Raw genomic sequence first — 26345 nt, forward strand, 5'->3', positions numbered from 1 at the left:
TCTCAATAAAGGAAAATCATGAGCTTCAAAACCGATGCCGAAATCGCCCAATCCTCCACCATGCGCCCGATTGGTGAAATTGCCGCCAAGCTGGGTTTGAACGTTGACAACATCGAGCCCTATGGTCATTACAAAGCCAAAATCAATCCTGCCGAAGCGTTTAAACTGCCGCAAAAACAAGGCCGTCTGATTTTGGTGACCGCCATTAACCCGACTCCAGCGGGCGAAGGCAAAACCACCGTAACCATCGGTTTGGCGGACGCATTGCGCCATATCGGCAAAGACTCTGTGATTGCTTTGCGCGAGCCTTCTTTGGGTCCGGTGTTCGGCGTGAAAGGCGGCGCGGCAGGCGGCGGCTATGCCCAAGTTTTGCCGATGGAAGACATCAACCTGCACTTCACCGGCGACTTTCACGCTATCGGTGCGGCAAATAACTTGCTTGCCGCCATGCTCGACAACCATATCTATCAAGGCAACGAGTTGAACATCGACCCCAAACGCGTCCTGTGGCGTCGCGTGGTCGATATGAACGACCGTCAGTTGCGCAATATCATCGACGGCATGGGTAAACCTGTTGACGGCGTGATGCGTCCTGACGGTTTTGATATTACCGTTGCCTCCGAAGTGATGGCGGTATTCTGCCTTGCCAAAGACATCAGCGATTTGAAAGAGCGTTTGGGCAACATCCTTGTCGCCTATGCCAAAGACGGCAGTCCTGTTTACGCCAAAGATTTGAAAGCGAATGGCGCGATGGCGGCATTGCTCAAAGATGCGATTAAGCCTAACTTGGTGCAAACCATCGAAGGCACTCCGGCCTTTGTGCACGGCGGCCCGTTCGCCAACATCGCCCACGGCTGTAACTCTGTAACGGCTACCCGTTTGGCGAAACACCTTGCCGATTATGCGGTAACCGAAGCAGGCTTCGGCGCGGATTTGGGCGCGGAAAAATTCTGCGACATCAAATGCCGTCTGGCTGACTTGAAACCTGATGCGGCTGTTGTCGTGGCGACTGTCCGCGCTTTGAAATACAACGGCGGCGTGGAGCGTGCCAACCTCGGCGAAGAAAACCTCGAAGCGTTGGCAAAAGGTTTGCCTAATCTGCTGAAACACATTTCCAACCTGAAAAACGTATTCGGCCTGCCTGTGGTGGTTGCCATCAACCGCTTCGTGTCCGACTCCGATGCTGAGTTGACCATGATTGAAAAAGCTTGTGCGGAACACGGCGTCGAAGTTTCCTTGACCGAAGTGTGGGGCAAAGGCGGCGCGGGTGGTGCAGATTTGGCGCACAAAGTCGTCAACGCCATCGAAAACCAACCGAATAACTTCAATTTTGCCTACGATGTTGAGTTGAGCATCAAAGACAAAATCCGTGCGATTGCCCAAAAAGTGTACGGCGCGGAAGATGTCGATTTCAGCGCGGAAGCGTCTGCCGAAATCGCTTCACTGGAAAAACTGGGCTTGGACAAAATGCCGGTCTGCATGGCGAAAACCCAATATTCTTTGAGCGACAACGCCAAACTCTTGGGCTGCCCCGAAGGCTTCCGCATCACCGTGCGCGGCATCACCGTTTCCGCCGGCGCAGGCTTCATCGTCGCCCTGTGCGGCAACATGATGAAAATGCCAGGTCTGCCGAAAGTTCCGGCTGCCGAGAAAATCGACGTGGACGCAGACGGCGTGATTCACGGCTTGTTCTGAACGGTTTTCTGAAACCGGATACCGTCTGAAAGTGGTCGGAGGGAGTGTCAGCCCGACCGACTTTTCAGACGGCATTTTTATTTATATAACCAAAACAGCTTTAGATACAAGAAAGTATTATTTTCTGTCCTGATGACACTTTGTTAGAGTGGGTAAATTTATAGGCAACCAAACAGTCAGGAGTTTAAATGGATACGCGCGATTTATATCCCCACGAAATTTTGCAAGATGCCATCAATAAAAGCCGGGCCAAATCCAATTTCAGCGTTAAGATGCTGTTGATTTTGAGCTTCCTCGGCGGCGGTTATGTCGGTTTCGGTTATCTGGCGTTTTTAAAAGTCGTCAGCGGCATCCCTGCGGAGTGGGGCGGGCTGGCGTCGCTTTTGGGTGCCTGCGTTTTCCCCATTTGTTTGATTTGTATCTTGATAGGCGGCGGCGAATTGGCAACGGGTAATATGATGCTGATGACGGTCGGACGCATGACCAAATTGGTCAGCATGAAAAAATTGGCACGCAATTGGGTTTTGGTCAGTATCGGCAATCTGGTCGGCGCGCTGTTTATGGCGTATTTCTTGGGACATTATGTCGGTTTGGCTGAGGGCGCGGCTGCAGCCAAAACAATGGCGATTGCCGAATCGAAAGTCAATATGGATTTCGGACGCGCCTTTGTGTCGGCGATTGCCTGCAACTGGATGGTTTGCATGGGCATCTGGTTTTATTTTGGCGCGAAACACACTTCTGGTAGGATTTTGGCGATGTGGTTTCCCGTAATGATTTTTGTCTTAATCGGCGTACAGCATTTTGTCGCCAATATGTTTATCATTCCGGCCGGTATTTTTGCAGGGGCCGATATTACCTGGGGGCAGTTTTTCAGCAATATGGTTCCGGTATTTTTGGGTAATGTCGTCGGCGGTTCGTCATTTGTGGCAGCATCTTATCTTTACGCCTTCAAGCATCTGATTAAAGACGATTATATGATTTGAGGCCAAACCCGAAATGCCGTCTGAACGCTGTTTCAGACGGCATTTTTTCAGGATACGGGAGGCAATATGTTATAATTCTCCGTTAAATTTCTCTATTTTCAGGAAAAACCATGAGCTTGAAATGCGGCATCGTCGGTTTGCCCAACGTCGGCAAATCCACCCTCTTTAACGCGCTGACCCAATCGGGTATCGAAGCGGCAAACTATCCTTTCTGTACCATCGAACCCAACGTCGGTATCGTTGAAGTCCCCGATCCGCGTATGGCCGAATTGGCAAAAATCGTTAATCCGCAAAAAATGCAGCCCGCCATCGTCGAATTTGTCGATATCGCCGGTTTGGTTGCAGGCGCGAGCAAAGGTGAAGGCTTGGGCAACCAGTTCCTCGCCAACATCCGCGAGACTGACGCGATTGTTAACGTCGTACGCTGCTTTGACGACGACAACATCGTTCACGTTGCAGGCAAAGTCGATCCGATTGCCGACATCGAAACCATCGGCACCGAGTTGGCACTGGCAGACTTGGCCAGCGTCGAAAAAGCCATCGTCCGCGAAGAGAAACGCGCACGCTCAGGCGATAAAGACGCGCAAAAACTGGTCGATCTATGCAAAAAACTGCTGCCGCATCTGGACGAAGGCAAGCCTGTACGCTCCTTCGGTTTGGACGCGGAAGAACTCTCCATGCTCAAACCGCTGTTCCTGCTGACTGCCAAACCTGCCATGTACGTCGGCAACGTTTCCGAAGACGGTTTTGAAAACAACCCGCACCTTGACCGCCTGAAAGAATTGGCTGCAAAAGAAAACGCGCCGGTTGTGGCCGTTTGCGCCGCAATGGAAAGCGAAATCGCCGAATTGGAAGACGACGAAAAAGCCGAATTCCTCGCTGAAATGGGCTTGGAAGAACCGGGCCTGAACCGCCTGATCCGCGCGGGCTACGACCTCTTGGGCCTGCAAACCTACTTCACCGCCGGTGTCAAAGAAGTCCGCGCCTGGACCATCCACAAAGGCGACACTGCGCCACAAGCCGCCGGCGTAATTCACACCGACTTTGAACGCGGCTTCATTCGCGCCCAAGTTATCTCCTACGAAGACTTCATTGCTTTAGGCGGTGAAGCCAAAGCCAAAGAAGCAGGCAAAATGCGTGTAGAAGGCAAAGAATACGTCGTGCAAGACGGCGATGTGATGCACTTCCTGTTTAACGTCTGACCCTGTATTTCAGGCGGCCTCGTCAGATGAGCCGTCTGAACTATCCTTGTTTATCTTACGGGAATATCCATGAAAACAACCGTCTTATTTCTCGCACTGGGTTTTGCCGCAGCCGCCGCGCAGGCGAAGACACCGCAGCAGATTGTGCAGGAGTCTTATCCCAAGTATTCGCAAAAATACCAATGTTATCGGGTAAACATAAAAGACAGTGGCGAATACTGCGTTCGCCAAATCAAAAGCGAAACGCGGCAAACTGCGCAGGGTAGGTTGATGTATTTACTGTTTGCCGGCAATGTGTTCGATTTTAAAAACGGTAACGAAAGCGGCGCACACGTCCAAAACGGCATGGCCGGCATTTTTGTATTGAAAGAGGCGGACGGAGGTTGGAAACTCCTTGCTTCGCAGCCGCATTCTTGGGCAGGTTCGTTCGGCATTGCACCAGAGGCAAAAGACTGGTCGTTTCACAAGTTCGGTAAAGATCGTTGGGGTTTTATGACCAAATACAGCGATGTGCATCATGGCTATTCGGGGGCGGCATATCGGCTGTTTGTCCATAACGGTGCGGGAAAAATTACAGACAGCACCCTGTTTGCCGAAGCAGATAACGAAGGCGCGTTGGGCGATTGTTCCGAAAACCGGTATGAAGACAGGGAAAATACTGCTGAAGAGCGTAGGGAGTGCCAAAAGGCGCGGTACAGCCTGTCTTCTACGATTAAGGTATTGGAAAGCGGCAAATCGAATGCAGGTTTTTATCCCATTCGGCTGACCGTATCCGGTTTTGACGGTTTTAAAACCTACAATGGTGACGCGTTTGTCTCAAGCTACAATGCCGCCTCAGGCCGTTATTCCATGCCTAAAGGCTACCCGTTGAAAGATAAAGAGTTTTGATTGCACGGCGGATGCCGTTTGAAATATTTTAGGAAACAGCATGACTTCCATTATTCAAGATTTGAAATCGCGCGGCCTTATCGCGCAAACTACCGACATCGAAGCCTTAGACGCTTTGCTAAACGAACAAAAAATCGCCCTCTATTGCGGTTTCGACCCGACCGCCGACAGCCTGCATATCGGCCACTTGCTGCCTGTATTGGCATTGCGCCGTTTCCAACAGGCGGGACATACGCCGATTGCTTTGGTGGGCGGCGCGACCGGTATGATCGGCGACCCCAGCTTCAAAGCGGTGGAACGAAGCCTGAATTCCGCTGAAACCGTTGCCGGCTGGGTAGAAAGCATCCGCAACCAACTTACCCCTTTCTTAAGCTTTGAAGGCGAAAATGCCGCCATTATGGCGAACAACGCCGACTGGTTCGGCAGCATGAACTGTCTCGACTTCCTGCGCGACATCGGCAAGCATTTCTCCGTCAATGCCATGTTGAACAAAGAGTCCGTCAAACAGCGTATCGAGCGCGACGATGTGGGCATTTCCTTTACCGAGTTCGCCTACTCCCTGCTGCAAGGCTACGACTTTGCCGAATTGAACAAACGTTACGGTGCGGTTTTGGAAATCGGCGGCTCCGACCAATGGGGCAACATCACTGCCGGTATCGACTTGACCCGCCGTCTGCACCAAAAACAAGTATTCGGCCTGACCCTGCCGCTGGTCACCAAATCAGACGGCACCAAATTCGGCAAAACCGAAGGCGGCGCAGTATGGCTGAACGCGAAGAAAACCTCGCCGTATCAGTTCTACCAATTCTGGCTGAAAGTCGCCGATGCCGATGTGTATAAATTCCTGAAATACTTTACCTTCCTGTCCATCGAAGAAATTGACGCCATCGAAGCCAAAGACCAAGCCAGCGGCACCAAGCCAGAAGCGCAACGCATCCTCGCCGAAGAAATGACCCACCTGATTCACGGCGAAGCCGCCCTGCAAGCCGCACAGCGCATTTCCGAAAGCCTGTTTGCCGAAGACCAAAGCAGCCTGACCGAAAGCGACTTCGAACAGCTCGCCCTCGACGGCCTGCCCGCATTTGAAGTTTCAGACGGCATCAATGTCGTCGAAGTCTTAGTTAAAACCGGTTTGGCATCCTCCAACAAAGAAGCGCGCGGCTTTGTGAACAGCAAAGCGGTATTGCTCAACGGCAAACCTGCCGAAGCCAACAATCCGAACCATGCCGCCGAACGCCCCGATGACGCCTGCCTGCTGACCGACGACCACAAACGTTTCGGCAAATACACTATTGTAAGACGCGGCAAACGCAACCACGCGCTCTTGGTTTGGAAATAAGAAGCATGCCGAAAAATGCCGTCTGAATGGTCAGGCGGCATTTTTATTGTCTAACCATGCTTGAGGGTGTCGGATGTTTGTTGTTGTGTCTCTAAAAAGCAACAAATTTTAGTTCAATCGGCAGAAAAAGTAATGTCAAATTTGTTTGACGGGATGGAATGAAGGTATAGTTTAAGTGAAGTTTTCGGCATTTGTTTTGCCGATAAAACGATAACTAGGCAAATCTGAAGAATTTGCCGCATAACGGAAGGACACACAAATGAAAAAATCACTGATTGCACTGACACTGGCAGCCCTGCCTGTTGCAGCAATGGCTGACGTTACCCTGTACGGTACAGTTAAAGCGGGTGTAGAAGTTTCCCGTACTAAACACACCTATGCCGACGGCGAAAATCAGCCCATCGTTACTACCAAAGACCGCGTAGCTACCGAGATTACCGATTTCGGTTCCCGTATCGGTTTCAAAGGTCACGAGCATCTGGGCAACAACCTGAACGCCATTTGGCAGGTTGAGCAAAATGCCTCTGTTGCCGGTACTGACAAAGGTTGGGGTACTCGCGAATCCTTCATCGGTTTGGAAGGCGGCTTCGGTAAAATCCGCGCCGGTAAATTGAATACCGTCCTGAAAGACAGCGGCGACAACGTCAATGTATGGGAATCCGGCAGCGAAAATGCCGACGTTCTGCAACTGGGTACGATCGGTCAGATGGAAGAGCGCAAAGTTTCCGTACGCTACGATTCTCCCGTATTTGCCGGTTTCAGCGGCAGCGTGCAATACGTTCCCCGCGACAATGCCGATCCTCAAGATAAAGGCAAACATGAACAGCCCAGCCTTGATTCTTACCACTTCGGTGTAAACTATGAAAACGCAGGCTTCTTCGGCCAATATGCGGGCGTATATGCCAAAAATAAAATCGTTACCAACGATATTCAAAATCTGATCGACATGAATGATGACGATTATGTAACAGGTAAAGATTATCAGGTACACCGCCTGACTGCAGGTTACAATGCCAACAACCTGTATGTTGCCGTTACCGGTCAGCATCAAAGCTATAGAATTCATGAAGCATATGATGCTGCTAGCGAAACTAGCTTCGCTTACGATGGCGGAAAAGCTTCACAAACCGAGGTTGCCGCTACTGCTGCATACCGTTTGGGTAACGTAACACCGCGTGTTTCTTATGCGCACGGCTTCAAAGGCAAAGTGGAAGGTGAGAAACAAAACTACAGCGGATACGATCAAGTGATCGTCGGTGCGGATTACGACTTCTCCAAACGCACTTCCGCTCTGGTTTCTGCAGGTTGGCTGCAAACCGGTAAAGGCGAAAGCAAAGCCGTTACCACTGCCGGTATGTTCGGTCTGCGCCACAAATTCTAATCTGAAAAGATTGGTTTGAACCCGGGAGCCTGTCTGATGACAGGCTCTTTTTTATATGCGGAAGCGGAGGGAGGTTATTTCAGGTTGATTCTGCTATACAATGCCGTCTGAAAAAATCACAAGAATCCCGATATTTATGAGTACCCCCGACACACAACGCTGGGCACTGACCCTATCCTATGACGGCAGCCGCTTTTACGGTTGGCAGAAGCAGGCAGGCGGCGTACCGACCGTTCAGACGGCATTGGAAAACGCACTTGCCCAAATAGCAGGGGAAGCGGTTTCCACCATTGTTGCCGGCAGAACCGATACCGGCGTTCATGCGACTGCCCAAGTCGTTCATTTTGATACTACCGCCGTCCGTCCGGCTCAGGCATGGATACGCGGTGTGAACGCCAACCTGCCGGAAGGCATTGCTGTTTTGCACGCCCAACAGGCCGCCCCCGAATTTCATGCACGATTTGACGCATACGGACGGCATTACCGCTATCTGCTTGAATCTTCCCCCGTCCGTTCGCCACTGTTGAAGCACAGGGTAGGTTGGACGCATCTCAAACTTGATATCGAACCGATGCGTCGGGCTGCCGCCTTATTGGTCGGCGAGCAGGATTTTTCCAGTTTCCGTGCCGCCGAGTGTCAGGCAAAATCTCCTGTCAAAACCATTTACAGCGCAGAAATTGCCTACGGCCGGGGGCTTATCCGTTTGGATTTGCACGGCAATGCATTTTTGCATCACATGGTACGCAACATCATGGGCGCGCTCGTCTATGTCGGCAGCGGCAGGCTCAGTGTAGAGGGTTTTGCCGCACTCATACGGGAGCGCAGCCGACTCAAGGCACCGCCGACCTTTATGCCGGACGGACTTTACTTGACCGGCATCGATTATCCGGAAAGTTTCAATATTATCCGTCCCGAATTGCCGCAATGGCTATAAAGAAAGGTGCAGGGGATGTGTCCCTGTCTGGCGGCATTTGATTTGTATATGCTGCGCGAGGTTCTTTTCAGATAAGTGTTGTAAAAATGCAAATATAAAAAATTAGTTTTAATAATATGTTTTTAAAAGAAAAAAACTTTAATAACCTATTATTTTCTTTTGTTTGCATATAAGATTTCACATAAAAGCAAGCATAAGTTTGTTTTTTCGGACGAGAGCATTTATAGTTTCAGACATGGAATCGCCGACATCGGCGGTAGACGTAAAGCCTAAGCGGATTGGAAAGTTTGGTCTGCTTAAATTTCTTAACTATGAAAAGGAATACAGCAATGAAAAAATCCCTGATTGCCCTGACACTGGCTGCCCTGCCTGTTGCAGCAATGGCTGATGTTACCCTGTACGGTACAGTTAAAGCGGGTGTAGAAGTTTCCCGTACCAAAACTACCAAGGAGGGTGTTTCCACTAAAGATAGAACTGCTACTGAAATTGCAGACTTCGGTTCTAAAATCGGTTTCAGAGGTCACGAGCATCTGGGCAACAACCTGAACGCCATTTGGCAGGTTGAGCAAAAAGCTTCTATCGCCGGTACCGACTCCAAATGGGGCAACCGCGAATCTTTCATCGGTTTGGAAGGTGGCTTCGGTAAAATCCGCGCCGGTAATCTGAACACCGTATTGAAAGACAGCGGCGACAACGTCAATGTATGGGAATCCAGCGATGCAAATGCCGATGTACTGCAAGTAAGCAAAATCGGTCGTGTTGAAAACCGCCAAATCTCCGTACGTTACGATTCTCCTGTATTTGCAGGATTCAGCGGCAGCGTACAATACGTTCCCCGCGACAATGCGAATCCTAAAGACAACCATACCCACGCAGTTAAGAGCCGTGAGTCTTACCACGCTGGTCTGAACTACGAAAATTCCGGTTTCTTCGCTCAATATGCGGGCTCTTTTGCTAAATATGCTGATTTGAATAAAGATGCAGAACGTGTTGCAGTAGGTACTGCAGATTCCAATCCTGTTAAGGATTACCAAGTACACCGCGTAGTTGCTGGTTACGATGCCAATAACTTGTACGTTTCTGTTGCTGGTCAGTATGAAGCTGCTAAAAACAACGACGGTTCTGCCAATAATGGTAAAAAACACGAACAAACTCAAGTTGCTGCTACTGCCGCTTACCGTCTGGGTAACGTAACTCCTCGAGTTTCTTACGCTCACGGCTTCAAAGCTAAAGTGAATGACGTTAAACAAGAAGGTTCTCAATACGACCAAGTTATCGTTGGTGCCGACTACGACTTCTCCAAACGCACTTCCGCTCTGGTTTCTGCCGGTTGGTTGAAAGAAGGTAAAGGCGTAAACAAAACTGAAAAAACTGCCAGCATGGTTGGCTTGCGTCACAAATTCTAATCTGCAAAGATTGGTGTAAAAAAAGCCTGTCGAAAGACAGGCTTTTTTTATTTTAAATGATTCGTTTGCTATTTGATGCGGCAGCCTTCATTCCCACGAGAGTGGGTATTCATCGGAAAAACAGAGACTTCTCCGCCGTCATGCCCGCGAAGGTGGGAATCCGGAAACTCAAAGCCACAGGAATTTATCTGAAACAATAACAATCTTTCCATTGTTATGTCCAAGAAAGTGGGCATCTGAAAACGAAAAGCTGTAAGAATTTATCCGAAATAACGGAACGGACCGGATTTCTGCTTTTGTGGGAACGACGATATATTTTTGCATTTGATAAAAATGCCGTCTGAAGACTTGGACGGTATTTCTCAGCATATTTCTTTTATTTCCAGCATCGTAGGGTGGGCTTCAGCCTGCTGTTTTCATAACCTCCTGCGTTCCCACCCATCCCGCCGCGTCCTTGGAAAATTCATCAGGTCGGAGGGAGTGAACAGCTGGATGCTTGTAATCGGTAAACGGGAATGCGCTCTTCCTGTTTGTATTTTTTGAGTTGATGAAGATGGTGGGAGTGGGTGGATTGGTGGGCTGAAGCTCACCCTACGCAACTATCCTACGCAACGGAACGGACCGGATTCTTGTCTGTGTGGGAATGACGGGATTTTGGGTTTCTATTTTGGTTTTCTGTTTTCGTGGGAATGATGGAATAAAAGAAGTTGAAATAATGAAGCAAAAGCGTGATGGTGCTGCGATTTGGGCTTGTGCAGGTGATCAACGTCAAGTTGTGTGAATGATGAAATAAAAATGCCGTCTGAAAGGTTTTCAGACGGCATTTCCGATTGGAAAAATCAGTCGGCAACAGCCATCAGGCTGGCGTTGCCGCCGGCGGCCGTGGTGTTGACGCTGCAAGAGATTTCTTCAAACACTTGCAGGATGTCCAAGCCTTGTTCGGACGGGAGGATGCGGATGAGTGCGCCGTCGCGGTTTGCCAGCTCTTGCTTGCGGCTGCTGTCCAGCGGGCTTAGGGCGGCGACGTGGTTAACACCCGTGTTTTCAGGCTTGCTGCTGACTTGCAGCAGGCCTTCGAGGTCGGCGGTGTAGGCGGCAAGCGGGCTGTCGGTTCCGACGACGGTTTGGATGCCTGCGGCGGCAAGTTCGGTCAGGGCGCAGAAGGCTTGCAGGAGGCTGCCGCCGTGTACCCAGACGCGTTTTGGCGCGCGCCAGCTCAGGGCGTTGCGTTCGCCGGTCGGGCCGACCAAGACGGATTCTGCTTGGCGCAGGGTGCGGATGCGGGCGTGTCCCAATGCCGATGCCGCTGATTTTTTCTCTTCCGCATTAAACGGCAGCTTGTGAATCAGGGCTTCGAGGCGTTTGAGCGCGGCTTCGTCCGCTTGTCCGATGCGGCTCAGCGGCGGGGCGACCCATTCGGGGATGCGGGTCAGTTTTTGCAGGTAGAAAGAGCCGCCTGCTTTCGGACCCGTACCAGACATGCCGTGTCCGCCGAACGGTTGTACGCCGACAACGGCGCCGACGATGTTGCGGTTGACGTAAACGTTACCTGCTTCGATGCGTTCGCGGATGCGTTTGACCGTGCCTTCGATGCGGCTGTGTACGCCGCTGGTGAGCGCGTAGCCTTTGCTGTTGATTTGGTCGATGATTTGGTCAAGTTCGTCGGCGCGGTAGCGGACAACGTGCAACACCGGGCCGAAGACTTCGCGGGTGAGTTCGTTCAAGTTGTTGAGCTCGAACAAAATCGGCAGTACGAAGGTGGATTTCGCAGAATCAACGTCGGAAGCGGCTTTGACTTCGTGGTAAGACTTGGCAACGCCTTTCATTTTGTTGATGTGCGATTGCAGATTTTGCTGCGCTTCGGCATCGATGACGGGACCTACGTCGGTAGTGAGCTGAACGGGTTTGCCGACGACCAATTCGTCCATCGCGCCTTTGATGATGGCGAGCATCTTGTCGGCAACATCTTCTTGAACGCAAAGGATGCGCAGGGCGGAGCAGCGTTGTCCTGCGCTGTCGAAGGCGGAGTTGAGCACGTCCAAGCAAACTTGTTCCGGCAGCGCGGTGGAATCGACAATCATGGCGTTTTGACCGCCGGTTTCCGCAATCAATACGGGGCTGTCGTCGCGTTTGGCAAGGGCTTTGTTAATCAGTTGCGCCACTTCGGTCGAGCCGGTGAAAATCACGCCGCCGATGCGTGGATCGCCTGTCAGCGCCGCGCCGACATCGCCTGCGCCGAGGACAAGCTGCAAGGCGGAAGTCGGAATGCCTGCTTCGTGCATCAGGGAAACGGCGTAACCGGCAATCAGACTGGTTTGTTCGGCAGGTTTGGCGATAACGGTGTTGCCGGCTGCCAATGCGGAAACGACTTCTCCGGTAAAGATGGCGAGCGGGAAGTTCCATGGGCTGATGGCAACGATTGCGCCGACAGCTTTGGCGTCTTTGGGCAGGGTGTTTTCGGCTTCGCCTGCGTAGTAGCGGCAGAAATCGACGGCTTCGCGTACTTCGGCGACGGCGTTGTTCAGCGTTTTACCGGCTTCGCGGACGGCCAACATCATCAATGCAGGTGTGTGTTGTTCCAACAGGTCGGCAAAACGGCGCAGGCAGTTGGCGCGTTCGGCAGCAGGCGTCGCGCTCCATTCAGGGAATGCGGCAACGGCTGCGCCAATCGCTTCTTGGGCAAGCGCGGCATCGGCAAAGCTGACTGTGCCGACGATGTCGTCGTGGTCAGCAGGATTTTTAATCGGTTGCGCCTCGCCGACATCGCGGGCTTTGCCATTGACAATGGACGCGGCATGGAAGTCTTGCGCGGCGGCGCGGTTGAGTTTTTCTTGAAGCTGTTGCAACACGGTTTCGTTGCTGAAATCGACACCTTGGGAATTCAGACGGCCTTTTCCGTACAAATCGCGCGGCAGCGGCAGGGCGTTGTGCAGGTGGATGCCTTGTTCGGCGATGGTGTCGAACGGGCTTCGGATCAGCGTATCGATGCTGATGTTTTCATCGACGATTTGGTTGACGAAAGAAGAGTTCGCACCGTTTTCCAACAGGCGGCGCACCAAGTAGGCGAGCAGGGTTTCGTGCGTACCGACCGGGGCGTACACGCGCACGCGGCGGCCTAAGTTTTGCGGACCGACTACTTGGTCGTACAGGGTTTCGCCCATGCCGTGCAGACATTGGTGTTCAAAGTCTTTGCCTTTACCCATTTGGTAGATTGCGCCTAAGGTGTAGGCGTTGTGGGTGGCGAATTGCGGGAACACGGCATCTTGCGCGGAAAGCAGTTTGCGCGCACAGGCGAGGTAGGAGATGTCGGTGTGGACTTTGCGGGTGTAGGTCGGATAGCCGTCCAGTCCGTCCACTTGCGCCCATTTGATTTCGCTGTCCCAGTATGCGCCTTTGACCAAACGGATCATCAGTTTTTGGTTGTTGCGGCGGGCAAGGTCGATCAGGTAGTCGATAACGAACGGACAACGTTTTTGGTAGGCTTGAACAACGAAACCGATACCTTTGTAGCCGGCCAAGTCAGGGTCTGAAACCAAAGCTTCCATCAAGTCCAAAGACAATTCGAGACGGTTGGCTTCTTCGGCGTCGATGTTGATACCGATATCGTATTTTTTACCCAAAAGGAACAATTCTTTCAGGCGAGGTAAGAGTTCGCTCATCACGCGTTCGTGTTGGGCGCGCGAGTAGCGAGGGTGGATGGCGGAGAGTTTGACGGAAATACCGTTGCCTTCGTAAACGCCTTGGCCTGCGGCATCTTTGCCGATGGCGTGAATGGCTTGAACGTAGTCGTTATAGTAGCGGTTGGCGTCTTCTTCGGTGTAGGCGGCTTCGCCCAACATATCGAAGGAGAAACGGTAACCCATTTTTTCGCGCTCTTTACCGTTTTGCAGGGCTTCTTCAATGGTTTGTCCGGTGACGAACTGTTTGCCCAACAGGCGCATGGCGTAATTTACGCCTTGACGGATGAGGGGGGCGCCGCCTTTGCTGACCAAGCGGCTGAGTGCGGAACCCATCTGCTTGTCGCTGGGTGCGGTCAGTTTGCCGGTAATCAGCAAACCCCATGCGGCGGCGTTGACGAAGAGGGAAGGGCTGTTGTTCAGATGGCTCTTCCAGTTGCCTTCGGAGATTTTATCGGCAATCAGACGGTCGCGGGTGGCGTTGTCGGGAATACGCAAAAGAGCTTCCGCCAGGCACATGAGTGCGATGCCTTCGTCGCTGGAGAGTGAAAATTCGTGCATCAGTGCATCGACGCCACTGGCTTTGGTGCGGCTGGCACGGACTTGGGTAACCAGACGGCGGGCAAGCTCGGAGGCGGCTTGACGTTCTTCGTCGCTCATCTGGGCGCGCTGCAGCATATCTTGTACGGCTTCGATTTCATCGCGGCGGTAGGCATCGGTAACGGCTTGGCGCAGGGCGGTTTGTGCCGGAAATGCAAAATTAAACATTGTTTGGATTCTCCAGGTTTTTTCTCGGGGGATTCAGACGGCATCAGTATGGTCTGAAATACGGTAATATCGTAATAAATCCGCAGATGAAATACAAGGTCTCAAATGCCGGTAGATTTATTGTTTTCGTTTCTTTGAAAATGAAACGGATAAAACATAAATAAAGCCTGTATGCAGGCACGATTTATTTGTGTTTGACCCGGAAACGGGTTCAGACGGCACGAAGAAGGATGCCGTGCCGTCTGAAAGGGGTTTATTGGGCGGCGCGGTAGTCTGCGTCGGCTTTTTCAAAACGTTCTTGGATTTCTCGGGAAGGCTCTTTGCCGACAAGTGAAACTACAATGGCGACAATCAAGCAGGCGATAAAGCCGGGAACGATTTCATACATGGTCAGAAGGCCGGTTTCATGTGCTGCCAAAGCAGGTTTTTTAACCCATTCAGCCCATGCCACCACAGTCAGCGCGCCGGCAACCATACCTGACAATGCGCCGTAAGCGGTAATGCGTTTCCATAATACGGACAGAATCACAATCGGGCCGAACGCCGCACCGAAACCCGCCCATGCGTAGGAAACCAAGCCTAAAACTTTGCTTTCGGGGTTGGCGGCAATCAGGATGGAAATGACGGCAATGGCCAATACCATCAGACGGCCGACCCAGACCAACTCTCTTTGTTGGGCATTTTTACGCAGGAATCCTTTGTAGAAGTCTTCGGTAATCGCGCTGGAACAAACCAGAAGCTGGCATGACAGTGTGGACATCACGGCGGCAAGAATCGCGCTCAGGATGATGCCTGCAATCCAAGGGTTGAACAGCAAAGTAGAAAGCGCGATGAAGATGCGTTCGTGGTTACCCTTCATTGAAGCGACTTGGTCGGGATTGGCGCCGAAATACGCAATGCCGAAATAACCGACCGCTACCGCGCCTGCCAAACACAATACCATCCAAGTCATACCGATGCGGCGTGCGGATACCAGCGATTTTGCGCTTTCGGCCGCCATAAAGCGCGCCAGGATGTGCGGTTGGCCGAAGTAGCCCAATCCCCATGCGGCAGTGGAAATAATGCCGATAACCGTCGTACCTGCAAACAGGCTGCCGTATTCTTTACCCGTGCCTGCGGCAACGTGTTGGATGGCGGCAGACATCTGCTCTGCGCCACCCAACCCCAAATAGACCATGACGGGGGTCAGAATCAACGCGAAAATCATCAAAGATGCTTGCAACGTATCCGTCCAGCTTACCGCCAAGAAACCGCCCAAGAAGGTATAGACGATGGTGGCACCCGCACCCAGCCACATTGCTTGGGTGTAAGTCATGCCTTCAAACAGACTTTGGAACAGGGTTGCGCCGGCCACAATGCCGGAAGCACAGTAAATTGTGAAGAAAAACAAGATAATCAGTGCGGAAACCACTTTCATTAAGTGTCCGCCTGCGCCGAAGCGGTGGAAGAAATAATCCGGCAGAGTCAGCGCATTGTTGGCATATTCGGTATGCACGCGCAGACGGCCTGCCACCAAAAGCCAGTTGAAATATGCGCCGATCACCAAGCCGATGGCAATCCACGCTTCATTTAAACCGCTCAAATAAATCGCGCCGGGCAGACCCATCAAAAGCCAGCCCGACATGTCGGAGGCACCGGCGGACATAGCGGTAACAAACGGGCCCAAGCTGCGCCCCCCCAAAATGTAATCGTCGAAATTGCGCGTAGAAAAATAGGCGGCAAGTCCGATCAGAAGGACTGCGATCAGATAGATTGCAAAAGTAATGTACATGGGATTCATGTGCTATTCCTCGTCTAAAACTTCAAAATTACAGGCTTTGAAATTGCAAGCAACTTATGCCTGAAATGTTTTTCTAATAAAAGTACAACGGAAAATCCGGGAAATCTGTAAAGATATTCGGATAAATTATTTTCAATCACAATAAGATATGTAATGAAACTATATGAAATTGTAAATAATTTGACTCAGCATAACCCAAATTTTTTTGTTTGCAAAGCATTTATGGTTCAAAAAAGATGAGAAAAATCCATCTATCGACATTAAATATTTTTAAAACAGTATGTTATTTTGTAGTGTCTTGTAGTCAAAAGGGTGCTGAATATGAAATCCGTTTTCTGCCGGCAGGTGTCTTGAAGTGTAATTTAGTAACCGTGAAGGAAGTGAGGCAGATTTACCGCGGATAACCTACCGCCCGTTTTCAGACGGCATTTTTCCTTATACAATAGCCGTTTGAATTTAATATGTTCAGGAAGGATACAGATTATGTTCGGCAAACAGCTTTTTGAAGAAGTCGGCTCGAAGATTAGCGAAACCATCGCTAACAGCCCTGCCAAAGATGTGGAAAAAAATATTAAAGCTATGTTGGGCAGTGCGTTCAACCGTATGGATTTGGTAACCCGTGAAGAATTCGACATCCAGCAGCAGGTTTTGATTAAAACCCGTACCAAACTGGCAGCTTTGGAAGAGCGACTGGCGAAACTCGAAGCCGCTCAAGAGCCTGAAGAAGCTGCTTTGAAAGCTGCCGAAGCTGCTGCGGAAGAAGCTGTTGCAGAAATCAAACAACAAACCGAAGCTGTTGAATAAGGCTGTCTGAAACATGTCGCTTGCCTTGGTTTACAGCCGCGCCTTGAGCGGCATGAATGCGCCGTTGGTTGAAGTGGAAGCCCACCTTGCCAACGGCCTGCCTCATTTTAATATCGTCGGATTGCCCGATACCGAAGTCAAAGAAAGCCGCGACCGCGTGCGCGCCGCCATCATCCAAAGCGGTTTTGACTTCCCCGCCAAAAAAATCACCGTCAATCTCGCTCCCGCCGACCTGCCCAAAGAATCGGGACGTTTCGACCTGCCGATTGCGCTGGGCATCCTCGCCGCATCCGGACAAATCGCACCTGAAAAGCTTGCGCAATACGAGTTTGCCGGTGAGTTGGCGCTTTCCGGTATGTTGCGCCCCGTGCGCGGCGCGTTGGCGATGGCGTGGCAGGGCATGCAGGCCGGACGTTCTTTTGTCTTGCCGCAGGAAAACGCAGAACAAGCCGCCGTGATGCGCGGCATTACCGTTTACGGCGCGCGCTCTTTGGGCGAAGTCGCCGCCCATTTGAACGGTATCGAACCTTTGGCGCAAACCGAATGCCAAGTTCCTCAGATGCCGTCTGAAAACGCCAAACTACCCGACCTTGTCGATGTCAAAGGTCAACATACCGCCCGCCTTGCTTTGGAGATCGCTGCCGCAGGAGGACACAGCCTTTTGATGATGGGTCCGCCGGGAACGGGCAAATCCATGCTTTCCCAACGGCTGCCCGGTATTCTGCCGCCTTTGACCGAAGACGAATTGGTCGAAGTATGGGCGTTGCGTTCGCTCCTGCCCAATCACCAGCAACAACTTGACAGCCACCGTCCTTTCCGCAGCCCGCACCACAGTGCCAGTTCGGCAGCCATGGTCGGCGGCGGTTCCGATCCGCGTCCGGGCGAAATTTCATTGGCGCATCACGGCGTTTTGTTTTTGGACGAGCTGCCCGAGTTTGACCGCAAAGTTTTAGAAGTCTTGCGCGAACCTTTGGAAAACGGTGAAATCCACATTTCCCGCGCGGCGCGCCAAGCCGTCTATCCCGCCAAATTCCAGCTTGTCGCCGCCATGAACCCTTGTCCTTGCGGTTATCTTGGGCATCCCGTCAAACCCTGCCGCTGTACGCCCGAGAGCGTCGCACGTTACCGCAGCAAGATTTCCGGTCCGCTGCTTGACCGCATCGATTTGACCATCGAAGTCCCCAGCCTGTCCGCCACCGAACTGATGCAGCAGGAAGCAGGGGAAAGCAGCGCCGTCGTGTTGGCGCGCGTGATCGCTGCCCGCGACAAACAATACGCGCGACAAGGCAAAGTGAATTCCGCCTTGAGCGTCAGTGAACTCGATACGTCCGCACGCATCCAAAAAGAAGCGCAGGAAGCCTTGGGCGGTCTGTTGGAAAAACTCTCCCTCTCCGCCCGCAGTTTCCACCGCATCATGCGCGTGGCGCGTACGTTGGCGGATTTGGCAGGCGACGAAGAAGTCGGCAGAAGCCATGTTATGAAAGCCGTCAGCTTCCGTCGTGCTTTGTGAAAGGGTATCGGGTCAGATTTTGCTCAAATATGGCAATATTGTTAGAATATCTGTCCGTGCGCAAACGGTGTTAATGCCGTCTGAAATACATTAAGGTATGTTTATGAACAAATTTTCTCAATCCGGAAAAGGTCTGTCCGGTTTCTTCTTCGGTCTGATACTGGCAACAGTCATTATCGCCGGTATTTTGTTTTATTTAAATCAAACGGGTCAAAATGCGTTTAAGAATCCGTTTTTGTCGAAACAACCGGCAGAAACAGAAATCCTGAAGCCGAAAAACCAGCCTGAAGAGGACTTGCAGCCAGATCCGACCGATCATAATGTGTTGACCGAACCGGATGGCGCTAAAACAATGGAATCAACAGATGGGGAAAAAACCATCGATAAACAGGCTGTTGCCGATAAAGTCACTGAGGTTGCTGAACAAACAGACGAGCCGGAACAGGAAGAGCCGAAAGAGCGGAATATACGCAAGAAAGCAGGGCAGTCGGAAGAGCATGTAAGAGAGGTTAGGGAAGAGGTATCGAAGAAAGATGCGGGAACGCCAAAAAAACAAGCGGTAAAACCTTCTGAAAAAGTAGAGAAAAAAGCGGTAAAAGAAGAGAAAAAGGCAGGGAAAGGCAAAACCGAACCCAAGCCGACACCGGAGCAAATCCTTAACAGCGGAAGTATTGAGAAAGCACGCAGCGAAGCTGCAAGAGAAGTGCAAAAATTGAAAACTTCCGTTAAGGAGGAGGCAACGAATTACCTGCAAATGGGAGCGTATGCTAATCGTCAGGGCGCAGAAGAGCAGCGTGCCAAGTTAGCTATATTGGGTATTTCTTCCAAAGTGGTCGGTTACCAGGCGGGAAGTAAAATGCTCTACCGGGTACAAAGTAATAATATGTCTGCCGATGCGGTGAAAAAAATGCAGGCCGAGTTGAAAAAACATGGGGTCGCCAGCCTAATCCGTTCGATTGAGGGCAAATAACCATGAGAATTAAACACCTTTTGCCGTTGCTGTTGTCGGTAGTCTTGTCTGCGCAGGCATCTGCCCTGACGGAGGGGGAAGATTATACTGTTCTGAATAAGCCCATTCCTCAGGAAAAATCTGACAAAATCGAAATTTTAGAATTTTTCGGCTATTTTTGCGTACATTGCCATCATTTCGATCCTTTGTTATTGAAATTGGGCAAGGCATTGCCGTCTGATACTTATCTGCGGACGGAGCATGTAGTTTGGCAACCTGAAATGCTCGGATTGGCCAGAATGGCAGCAGCCGTCAATTTGTCAGGTTTGAAATATCAGGCAAACCCTGCTGTGTTTAAAGCAGTTTACGAACAGAAGGTTCATTTGGAAGACAGGGCGGCCGCCGGAAAATGGGCTTTGTCTCAAAAAGGCTTTGACGGTAAAAAACTGATGCGCGTCTATGATTCTCCCGAGGCCGCTGCCGCCGCATTAAAAATGCAGAAACTGACGGAACAATATGGTATTGACAGCACGCCAACCGTTATTGTCGGTGGAAAATACCGCGTAATCTTCAATAATGGCTTTGATGGTGGAATCCATACCATTAAAGAATTGGTTGACAAAGTCAGGATAGAACGCAAACCGTCAAACCGTTCTACGCAAAAATAACCTTATCCCTCATACACCTGAAAGAAACCAAGCAATGGATTTTATGATTGTCCTGAAAGCCCTGATGATGGGTTTGGTAGAAGGTTTTACCGAATTCCTGCCTATTTCCAGTACCGGTCATCTGATTGTGTTTGGTAACTTGGTCAGTTTTCACAGCAACCATAAGGTTTTTGAAATTGCTATCCAACTTGGTGCAGTTTTGGCCGTGGTGTTTGAATACCGTCAGCGTTTTGCCGGTGTGTTGCATGGTTTGGGTAAAGACAAAAAAGCCAACCGATTCGTCCTCAATCTTGCCGTCGCTTTTATGCCGGCTGCCGTGATGGGGTTATTGTTCAGCAAACAAATCAAAGAGTATCTGTTTAATCCCTTGAGTGTTGCAGTCATGCTGGTTCTGGGCGGTTTTTTTATTTTGTGGGTAGAAAAACGTCAAAGCTATACGGTGCCTAAAAAAATTGATGTTGATGCACTCCGCCCGGTTGATGCGTTGATGATCGGTATTGCTCAAGTGTTTGCCTTGATTCCGGGAACGTCCCGTTCAGGCAGTACGATTATGGGCGGAATGCTTTGGGGCATCGAACGGAAAACAGCGACAGAATTCTCGTTTTTCTTGGCTGTGCCGATGATGGTTGCCGCAACAGCTTATGATATTCTGAAACATTACCAATTTTTCACGTTACATGATATCGGTTTGATTTTGATTGGCTTTGTTGCTGCCTTTGTTTCAGGCTTGGTGGCGGTAAAAGCGTTGCTGAGGTTTGTTTCTAAGAAAAATTATATTCCTTTTGCCTATTACCGTATTGTTTTTGGTATTGCCATCATTATATTGTGGCTGTCAGGCTGGATAAGTTGGGAATAAAGTCATGTATCCGGTTTGAGAATATATTTTCGGCTCGGATTTGTGTCTGATGGCAGAAAGATGATGTTATATTGGTCAATATTCTGATTTGTTTCAGAGTTTGAAAGAAAATACTTTCTATTGAAGCCTATTTGTTGGTTTATCTAGAATTGAAAATAAAAAAGCACATACCTTTTATGGTGTGTGCTTTTTTATTTGGTGGAGGTAAGCGGGATCGAACCGCTGACCTCTTGCATGCCATGCAAGCGCTCTACCAACTGAGCTATACCCCCGAAATATGGTGGCGAATCAGGGATTCGAACCCCGGACACAAGGATTATGATTCCTCTGCTCTAACCGACTGAGCTAATTCGCCGTTTCGTGAAGTCGCTATTATATGTTTTTTTGTTTTTTTGACAAGCCGTATTTTCTAATTTTAAATTAGTGCCCTGTTTTTAAATATTAAAAATTTTATGCCGTCTGAAAATGGTTAAGACAGCATGAGGATTAGAGTTTGTGGCAGATGTCGCCGAAACAAAATCCTGTCCAATCAATATTGATATTTTTACCGAATGCGATGACTTTAAACAACTCTCCCATTTCATGTTGGTCGATTAGTTTTTGAACAGCGGCAGCTTCACGGATATAGGCCGCCGAATCCGGTTGACCTGTCTGCGCCAACAGCTCGGTAATGCCCAGGTTCAATAAGAAATGGGATTGGGGAAGGTAACCTATCAAATCTAATCCGGCATCCGTCCCTGCTTGTGCAATGTCGGTAAAGTTGACATGTGCGGTCAGGTCGGCCAATCCGATAAAGTCAAAAGGATTGTGGATAACGTGATGTCGGTAGTGTCCGATCAGAGTACCTTGATTGCGTTGAGGATGGTAATACTGCGCTGCATCAAAACCGTAGTCGATGAATATCATGCAGCCGTGTTCGAGTCTTGAGGCAAGGGTGCGGATGAAGGCATATTGTTGCGGATGTAGTTCGCTGGTGTAGGGGGGACTTATTTTTGGGAAGTAGAGGGAAGCCAAGGCAGATAGCTGCAAGTCGTGCAGCGGTCGTGCCGAATAGGTAAAACGGTCATTCTCCAGGCAAACGCCGACATGCTCGAATGAGCCTCCTTCATCTTTACGGATGATTTCGACAGGCATGGCATCGAGTACTTCGTTACCGATAATGATGCCGTCAAATGTTTCCGGAAGTGCAGATAAGTGGACAATTTTTTGGGCGGCTTGAGGTGCGAGGGTCTGAATCAGGTCTTTCTGGCGAGCAGCCAGTTCCGGCGATATTTCAATAATGTAGTAACGGTTAATGCTGTTTGAAAGGTTGTTTAACAAATCGGCGGCGAGTTGACCGGTCCCTGCACCGAATTCATAGATATTGCCTGCGGTTTGGGGTAGGAGTTCTTGAAGTTGGCGCGCCAGTGTTCGGGCAAACAGGGGGGTAAGGGTCGGGGCGGTAATAAAATCCCCGTCGTTACCGATTTTATGGCTGCCTCCGGTGTAATAGCCGTATTGCGGGGCATATAAAACCAGTTCCATAAAACGTGAAAATGGAATCCAATTTCCATACTTTTTGATTTCTTCGGCAAGGAGGGTTTGAAGGTTGGCTGAGGATTGTTGCGCGGCGGGGGAGGGCATGGGGAGGGTCATGATAAGTGTTATCTTGTGTAAATTTATTGAATTTCCGTACATAGTACACGTTGGTACGGTTACTGTCATGGTTTTATTTTAATACTATATGTTGTAGTTAATTTATTAAATTACTATTATATAGTAATTTATTTTTTGGGTACTCTATGCTGCATACAACTTCTTGTTATCTGTGTTTTTTATCTTATTGTTTTTAAAGGAGCTTGAAATTTCAGATATGTTAATGAAGTTTTCTGTCTTGATTTGACCGAGTGTTTAAAATTTCTTATAGTGTCGATTAGTGGGAGAATGTGGGTCAAAGTGTCTTCTTTGCCCTTATTTAATTTTAACTTCAACTTGGGACATTTATGTTCGGCGGCGCACATGAATTGAGTATCGACAGTAAAGGGCGGTTGGCGGTTCCTGCCAAATTCCGCGATATTCTGTCGCGCCTCTATACGCCTGCCGTGGTAGTAACGCTTGAGTCGAAGCATAAGCTGTTGATGTATCCTGTTGCAGAGTGGGAAAAGGTCGCGGCGCAACTTTTGAACTTAAAAGTGGCGGATAACCCTGTTTTACGACGGTTTCAAAATCTTTTGCTGCATAACGCGGAAATTTTGGAATGGGATAGTGCCGGTCGGGTATTGGTTCCTGCCGGGCTGAGGAAGAGGGTGGTTTTTGACCGCGAAGTTGTTCTGGTCGGGCGGGCCAACCGTTTGGAGCTTTGGGGTCGTGAGCAGTGGGAGGCCGAAATGGTTCAGGCTTTGGACGACGATCCTGGCGAACTTGCCTTCCAGTTGAGTCAGACGGATTTGCAATTGTGAGTGAAACAGAAAATTACCGGCATATTACGGTTTTGCTGCATGAGGCTGTAGATGCGCTTGCCGTGCGCGAGGATGGTGTCTATGTGGACGGTACGTTCGGCAGGGGAGGGCATTCCCGGCTGATTTTGTCCCGTCTGGGTGATACAGGCCGGTTGATTGTATTTGATAAGGATCCCCAGGCGATTGCCGTAGCAGAAGAACTGGCGCGTTCGGATAAGCGGGTCAGTGTCGTGCATGGAGGCTTTGCTTCTTTTCAGACGGCATTGGATGATTTGGGTATTGGTGATGTGGATGGCGCATTATTTGATTTGGGTGTTTCGTCCCCGCAAATCGATGATGCGGTTCGCGGTTTCAGTTTCCGTTTCGACGCTCCCCTAGATATGCGCATGGATACGACGCGCGGGATGTCGGCGGCCGAGTGGATTGCATCGGCATCGGAGCAGGATTTGCACGAGGTGATTAAGAATTATGGTGAAGAGCGGTTTAGCCGTCAGATTGCGCGAGCCATTGTTGCACAACGGGCAGAAAATCCCATTGATACAACCGGCAAGTTGGCGAAGATTGCGGCGGAAAACGTCCGTACTCGTGAGCGGGGGCAAGATCCTGCAACACGTACCTTCCAGGCGGTCCGCATCTTTATTAACCGTGAGCTCGAAGAGGTAGAGGCGGTATTGCCGCAGGTGATGTGCCGTCTTAAAGAGGGGGGGCGCTTGGCAGTTATCGCGTTCCATTCTTTGGAAGATCGGATTGTGAAGCAGTTTGTCAGGAAATATTCCCAACACGCACCCTTGCCGCGTTGGGCTGCAGTAAGGGAAGCTGATTTGCCAGAGCCGCCCCTGAAGGCTGTAGGTAAGGCCGTTAAGCCCTGCGAGGAAGAGACGGTTGCCAATCCGAGGGCGAGAAGTGCGGTTTTGCGTGTGGCGGAACGGACTGCCGGCCCGATACCGGGACGATAACAGAGAAAACATCTGAATAACAATGAATAAATTGAATTTTCTTCTTCTGATTGCGGTTTGTATTTCGGCTTTTTCCGTAGTGATTCAGCAAAACCAGTACAGGCTTAACTTTACAGCTTTGTATAAGGCGAAAAAGCAGGAAATCGCTTTGGAGCAGAACTATGCGCAACTAAGGCTGCAACAGGCGCGGTTGGCGAATCATGAAGCGATTAGGTCGGCGGCAGAAAAACAAAATCTTCGTCCGCCGGTTTCAGGTAATACCTTTATGGTGGAACATCAAAAATAGAAGTAACCTGTCTGCCGGAATCAGGTTCCGGCAGCAGGGCGGTAACATAAAATAACGAGAAGTAACATGTTGATTAAGAGCGAATATAAGCCCCGGATGCTTTCTAAGGAAGAGCAGGTTAAAAAACCGTTGACCAGTGACGGGCGGATTAGTTTCGTCTTGCTGGCGATGGCGGTTTTGTTTGCCGGTTTGATAGTTCGTGGCTTGTATCTTCAAACAGTAACGTATAACTTCTTAAAAGATCAGGGTGATAACCAGATTGTACGGACTCAGGTGTTGCCGGCCACACGCGGTACGATTGAGGACAGGAACGGTGCGGTTTTGGCATTGAGTGCACCTACAGAATCTCTGTATGCCGTTCCCAAAGATATGGAGGAGATGCCGACTGCGGCGCAATTGGAACATCTTTCCGAGCTTATCGATGTTCCGGTCGATGTTTTAAGGAGCAAACTTGATCAGAAAAACAAATCGTTTATCTGGATCAAGCGTCAGCTCGACCACAAGCTTGCCGAAGAGGTGGAAGCCTTAGGTTTGAAACATTTTGCATTTCAAAAAGAATTAAAACGCCATTACCCGATGGGCAACCTTTTTGCACATGTCATCGGATTTACCGATATTGACGGCAAAGGTCAGGAAGGTTTGGAACTTTCACTTGAAGACAGTTTGCATGCTGAAGAAGGTGCGGAAGTCGTATTGCGGGATCGGGAAGGCAATATTGTGGACAGTTTGGATTCTCCGCGTAATAAAGCCCCGCAAAACGGCAAAGACATTATTCTTTCTCTGGATCAGAGGATTCAGACTTTGGCTTATGAAGAGTTGAATAAGGCGGTCGAATACCATCAGGCAAAAGCCGGAACGGTGGTGGTGTTGGATGCCCGTACTGGGGAAATCCTTGCCTTGGTCAATACGCCTGCCTATGAGCCCAACAAACCCGGTCAGGCAGACAGCGAACAGAGGCGTAACCGTGCCGTTACCGACATGATCGAGCCTGGTTCGGCGATAAAGCCGTTTGTCATTGCGAAAGCACTGGATGCGGATAAAACCAATTTGAACGAGAGGTTGAATACGCAGCCTTATAAAATTGGTCCGGCTCAGGTGCGCGATACCCATGTTTATCCTTCTTTGGATGTGCGCGGTATCATGCAGAAATCTTCCAATGTCGGTACAAGCAAACTGTCTGCACGATTCAGTTCGAAAGAAATGTATGATTTGTATCATGAGTTGGGTATCGGTGTGCGTATGCATTCCGGTTTTCCGGGAGAAAGTGCGGGCGTGTTGCGCAATTGGCAGAAATGGCGGCCTATCGAACAGGCAACTATGTCTTTCGGTTATGGTCTGCAGTTGAGCCTGCTGCAATTGGCGCGTGCCTATACCGTGTTGACACATGATGGTGTTTTGTTGCCGGTCAGCTTTGAGAAGCAGGCAGTTGCGCCGCAAGGCAAACGCATATTTAAAGCATCGACCGCACGTCAGGTGCGTGAGTTGATGGTTTCTGTAACCGAGCCCGGCGGTACAGGTACAGCAGGTGCGGTAGATGGTTTCGATGTTGGCGCGAAAACCGGTACGGCGCGTAAGTTGGTCAACGGACGTTACGTTGATAACAAACACGTCGCGACTTTCATCGGTTTTGCTCCTGCCAAAAATCCCCGTGTGATTGTAGCGGTAACCATCGACGAACCGACTGCAAACGGTTACTACGGCGGTGTGGTGGCAGGTCCGGTCTTCAAACAAGTCATGGGCGGCAGCCTGAATATCTTGGGCGTTTCTCCGACCAAACCCCTGACCAATGTTGCAGCCGTCAAAACACCGTCTTAATCCGAGTATC

General features: G+C 50.2%; 20 protein-coding genes and 2 tRNA genes. 17 read left to right on the plus strand and 5 right to left on the minus strand.

Going from position 1 to position 26345, the window contains the following annotated elements:
• Window positions 1–18: 18 nt before the first annotated feature.
• The 8 genes from BBW69_RS04230 to porB (BBW69_RS04265) all read left to right on the plus strand — a co-directional run bounded on the left by BBW69_RS04230 (window position 19) and on the right by porB (BBW69_RS04265) (window position 9828).
• Complete coding sequence (locus BBW69_RS04230) at window positions 19–1695, plus strand: formate--tetrahydrofolate ligase (protein WP_188210514.1); 1677 nt, start codon at window positions 19–21, stop codon at window positions 1693–1695.
• 188 nt (window positions 1696–1883) lie between these two features.
• On the plus strand, window positions 1884–2678 hold the full coding sequence (locus tag BBW69_RS04235; protein ID WP_188210515.1) for a formate/nitrite transporter family protein: 795 nt from the start codon (window positions 1884–1886) through the stop codon (window positions 2676–2678).
• A gap of 110 nt (window positions 2679–2788) precedes the next feature.
• Complete coding sequence (gene ychF / locus BBW69_RS04240) at window positions 2789–3880, plus strand: redox-regulated ATPase YchF (protein ID WP_188210516.1); 1092 nt, start codon at window positions 2789–2791, stop codon at window positions 3878–3880.
• A 69-nt stretch (window positions 3881–3949) separates the two neighbouring features.
• Window positions 3950–4768, plus strand: coding sequence for a hypothetical protein (locus BBW69_RS04245; RefSeq protein WP_188210517.1), 819 nt, complete (start codon window positions 3950–3952; stop codon window positions 4766–4768).
• Window positions 4769–4808: 40 nt separating this feature from the next.
• A complete protein-coding gene (gene tyrS, locus BBW69_RS04250; protein WP_107860165.1) occupies window positions 4809–6107 on the plus strand; it encodes a tyrosine--tRNA ligase in 1299 nt (432 codons plus the stop codon).
• Window positions 6108–6366: 259 nt separating this feature from the next.
• Window positions 6367–7488, plus strand: a complete 1122-nt coding sequence (gene porB / locus BBW69_RS04255; protein WP_107961159.1) for a trimeric porin PorB — start codon at window positions 6367–6369, stop codon at window positions 7486–7488.
• A gap of 136 nt (window positions 7489–7624) precedes the next feature.
• Window positions 7625–8422 (plus strand): tRNA pseudouridine(38-40) synthase TruA, encoded by a 798-nt coding sequence (gene truA, locus BBW69_RS04260; protein ID WP_188210518.1) that lies wholly within the window; start codon window positions 7625–7627, stop codon window positions 8420–8422.
• Window positions 8423–8751: 329 nt separating this feature from the next.
• Window positions 8752–9828: a trimeric porin PorB gene (gene porB / locus BBW69_RS04265; RefSeq protein ID WP_188210519.1), complete on the plus strand. Its 1077-nt coding sequence runs from the start codon at window positions 8752–8754 to the stop codon at window positions 9826–9828.
• An 839-nt stretch (window positions 9829–10667) separates the two neighbouring features.
• On the opposite strand, the gene putA is transcribed toward porB (BBW69_RS04265), so the two are convergent.
• A complete protein-coding gene (gene putA, locus BBW69_RS04270; RefSeq protein WP_188210520.1) occupies window positions 10668–14273 on the minus strand; it encodes a bifunctional proline dehydrogenase/L-glutamate gamma-semialdehyde dehydrogenase PutA in 3606 nt (1201 codons plus the stop codon).
• A 253-nt stretch (window positions 14274–14526) separates the two neighbouring features.
• On the minus strand, window positions 14527–16053 hold the full coding sequence (gene putP / locus BBW69_RS04275) for a sodium/proline symporter PutP (protein ID WP_188210521.1): 1527 nt from the start codon (window positions 16051–16053) through the stop codon (window positions 14527–14529).
• Window positions 16054–16536: 483 nt separating this feature from the next.
• Between putP and BBW69_RS04280 the strand changes: the two genes are divergently transcribed.
• From BBW69_RS04280 to BBW69_RS04300, 5 genes are all read left to right on the plus strand, one after another.
• A complete protein-coding gene (locus tag BBW69_RS04280) occupies window positions 16537–16857 on the plus strand; it encodes an accessory factor UbiK family protein (protein WP_002249992.1) in 321 nt (106 codons plus the stop codon).
• Window positions 16858–16870: 13 nt separating this feature from the next.
• Window positions 16871–18367, plus strand: a complete 1497-nt coding sequence (locus tag BBW69_RS04285; protein ID WP_188210522.1) for a YifB family Mg chelatase-like AAA ATPase — start codon at window positions 16871–16873, stop codon at window positions 18365–18367.
• 103 nt (window positions 18368–18470) lie between these two features.
• Window positions 18471–19337: a cell division protein FtsN gene (ftsN, locus tag BBW69_RS04290; RefSeq protein WP_188210523.1), complete on the plus strand. Its 867-nt coding sequence runs from the start codon at window positions 18471–18473 to the stop codon at window positions 19335–19337.
• Window positions 19338–19339: 2 nt separating this feature from the next.
• Window positions 19340–19984, plus strand: a complete 645-nt coding sequence (locus BBW69_RS04295; RefSeq protein WP_107860173.1) for a thiol:disulfide interchange protein DsbA/DsbL — start codon at window positions 19340–19342, stop codon at window positions 19982–19984.
• A gap of 34 nt (window positions 19985–20018) precedes the next feature.
• Complete coding sequence (locus BBW69_RS04300) at window positions 20019–20840, plus strand: undecaprenyl-diphosphate phosphatase (protein WP_188210524.1); 822 nt, start codon at window positions 20019–20021, stop codon at window positions 20838–20840.
• A 196-nt stretch (window positions 20841–21036) separates the two neighbouring features.
• Here BBW69_RS04300 and BBW69_RS04305 read toward each other — a convergent pair.
• The 3 genes from BBW69_RS04305 to BBW69_RS04315 form a co-directional block, all read right to left on the minus strand.
• Window positions 21037–21112 (minus strand) — tRNA-Ala (locus BBW69_RS04305).
• Between the two features lie 6 nt (window positions 21113–21118).
• Window positions 21119–21195 (minus strand) — tRNA-Met (locus tag BBW69_RS04310).
• 131 nt (window positions 21196–21326) lie between these two features.
• Complete coding sequence (locus BBW69_RS04315; RefSeq protein ID WP_167395557.1) at window positions 21327–22475, minus strand: class I SAM-dependent methyltransferase; 1149 nt, start codon at window positions 22473–22475, stop codon at window positions 21327–21329.
• A 347-nt stretch (window positions 22476–22822) separates the two neighbouring features.
• Here BBW69_RS04315 and mraZ point away from each other — a divergent pair, with 347 nt between their 5' ends.
• From mraZ to BBW69_RS04335, 4 genes are all read left to right on the plus strand, one after another.
• Window positions 22823–23278: a division/cell wall cluster transcriptional repressor MraZ gene (gene mraZ, locus BBW69_RS04320; protein ID WP_003676745.1), complete on the plus strand. Its 456-nt coding sequence runs from the start codon at window positions 22823–22825 to the stop codon at window positions 23276–23278.
• Entirely contained in the window at window positions 23275–24234 is a 960-nt protein-coding gene (rsmH, locus tag BBW69_RS04325; protein ID WP_188210525.1) for a 16S rRNA (cytosine(1402)-N(4))-methyltransferase RsmH, read from the plus strand. The genes mraZ and rsmH overlap by 4 nt, the downstream gene beginning before the upstream one ends.
• A gap of 22 nt (window positions 24235–24256) precedes the next feature.
• On the plus strand, window positions 24257–24520 hold the full coding sequence (gene ftsL / locus BBW69_RS04330) for a cell division protein FtsL (RefSeq protein ID WP_003676740.1): 264 nt from the start codon (window positions 24257–24259) through the stop codon (window positions 24518–24520).
• Window positions 24521–24586: 66 nt separating this feature from the next.
• Window positions 24587–26335, plus strand: a complete 1749-nt coding sequence (locus BBW69_RS04335) for a penicillin-binding protein 2 (protein ID WP_188210526.1) — start codon at window positions 24587–24589, stop codon at window positions 26333–26335.
• Window positions 26336–26345: the final 10 nt, after the last annotated feature.

It is taken from the genome of Neisseria sp. RH3002v2f (assembly GCF_014596375.1).
Lineage (GTDB): Bacteria > Pseudomonadota > Gammaproteobacteria > Burkholderiales > Neisseriaceae > Neisseria > Neisseria cinerea.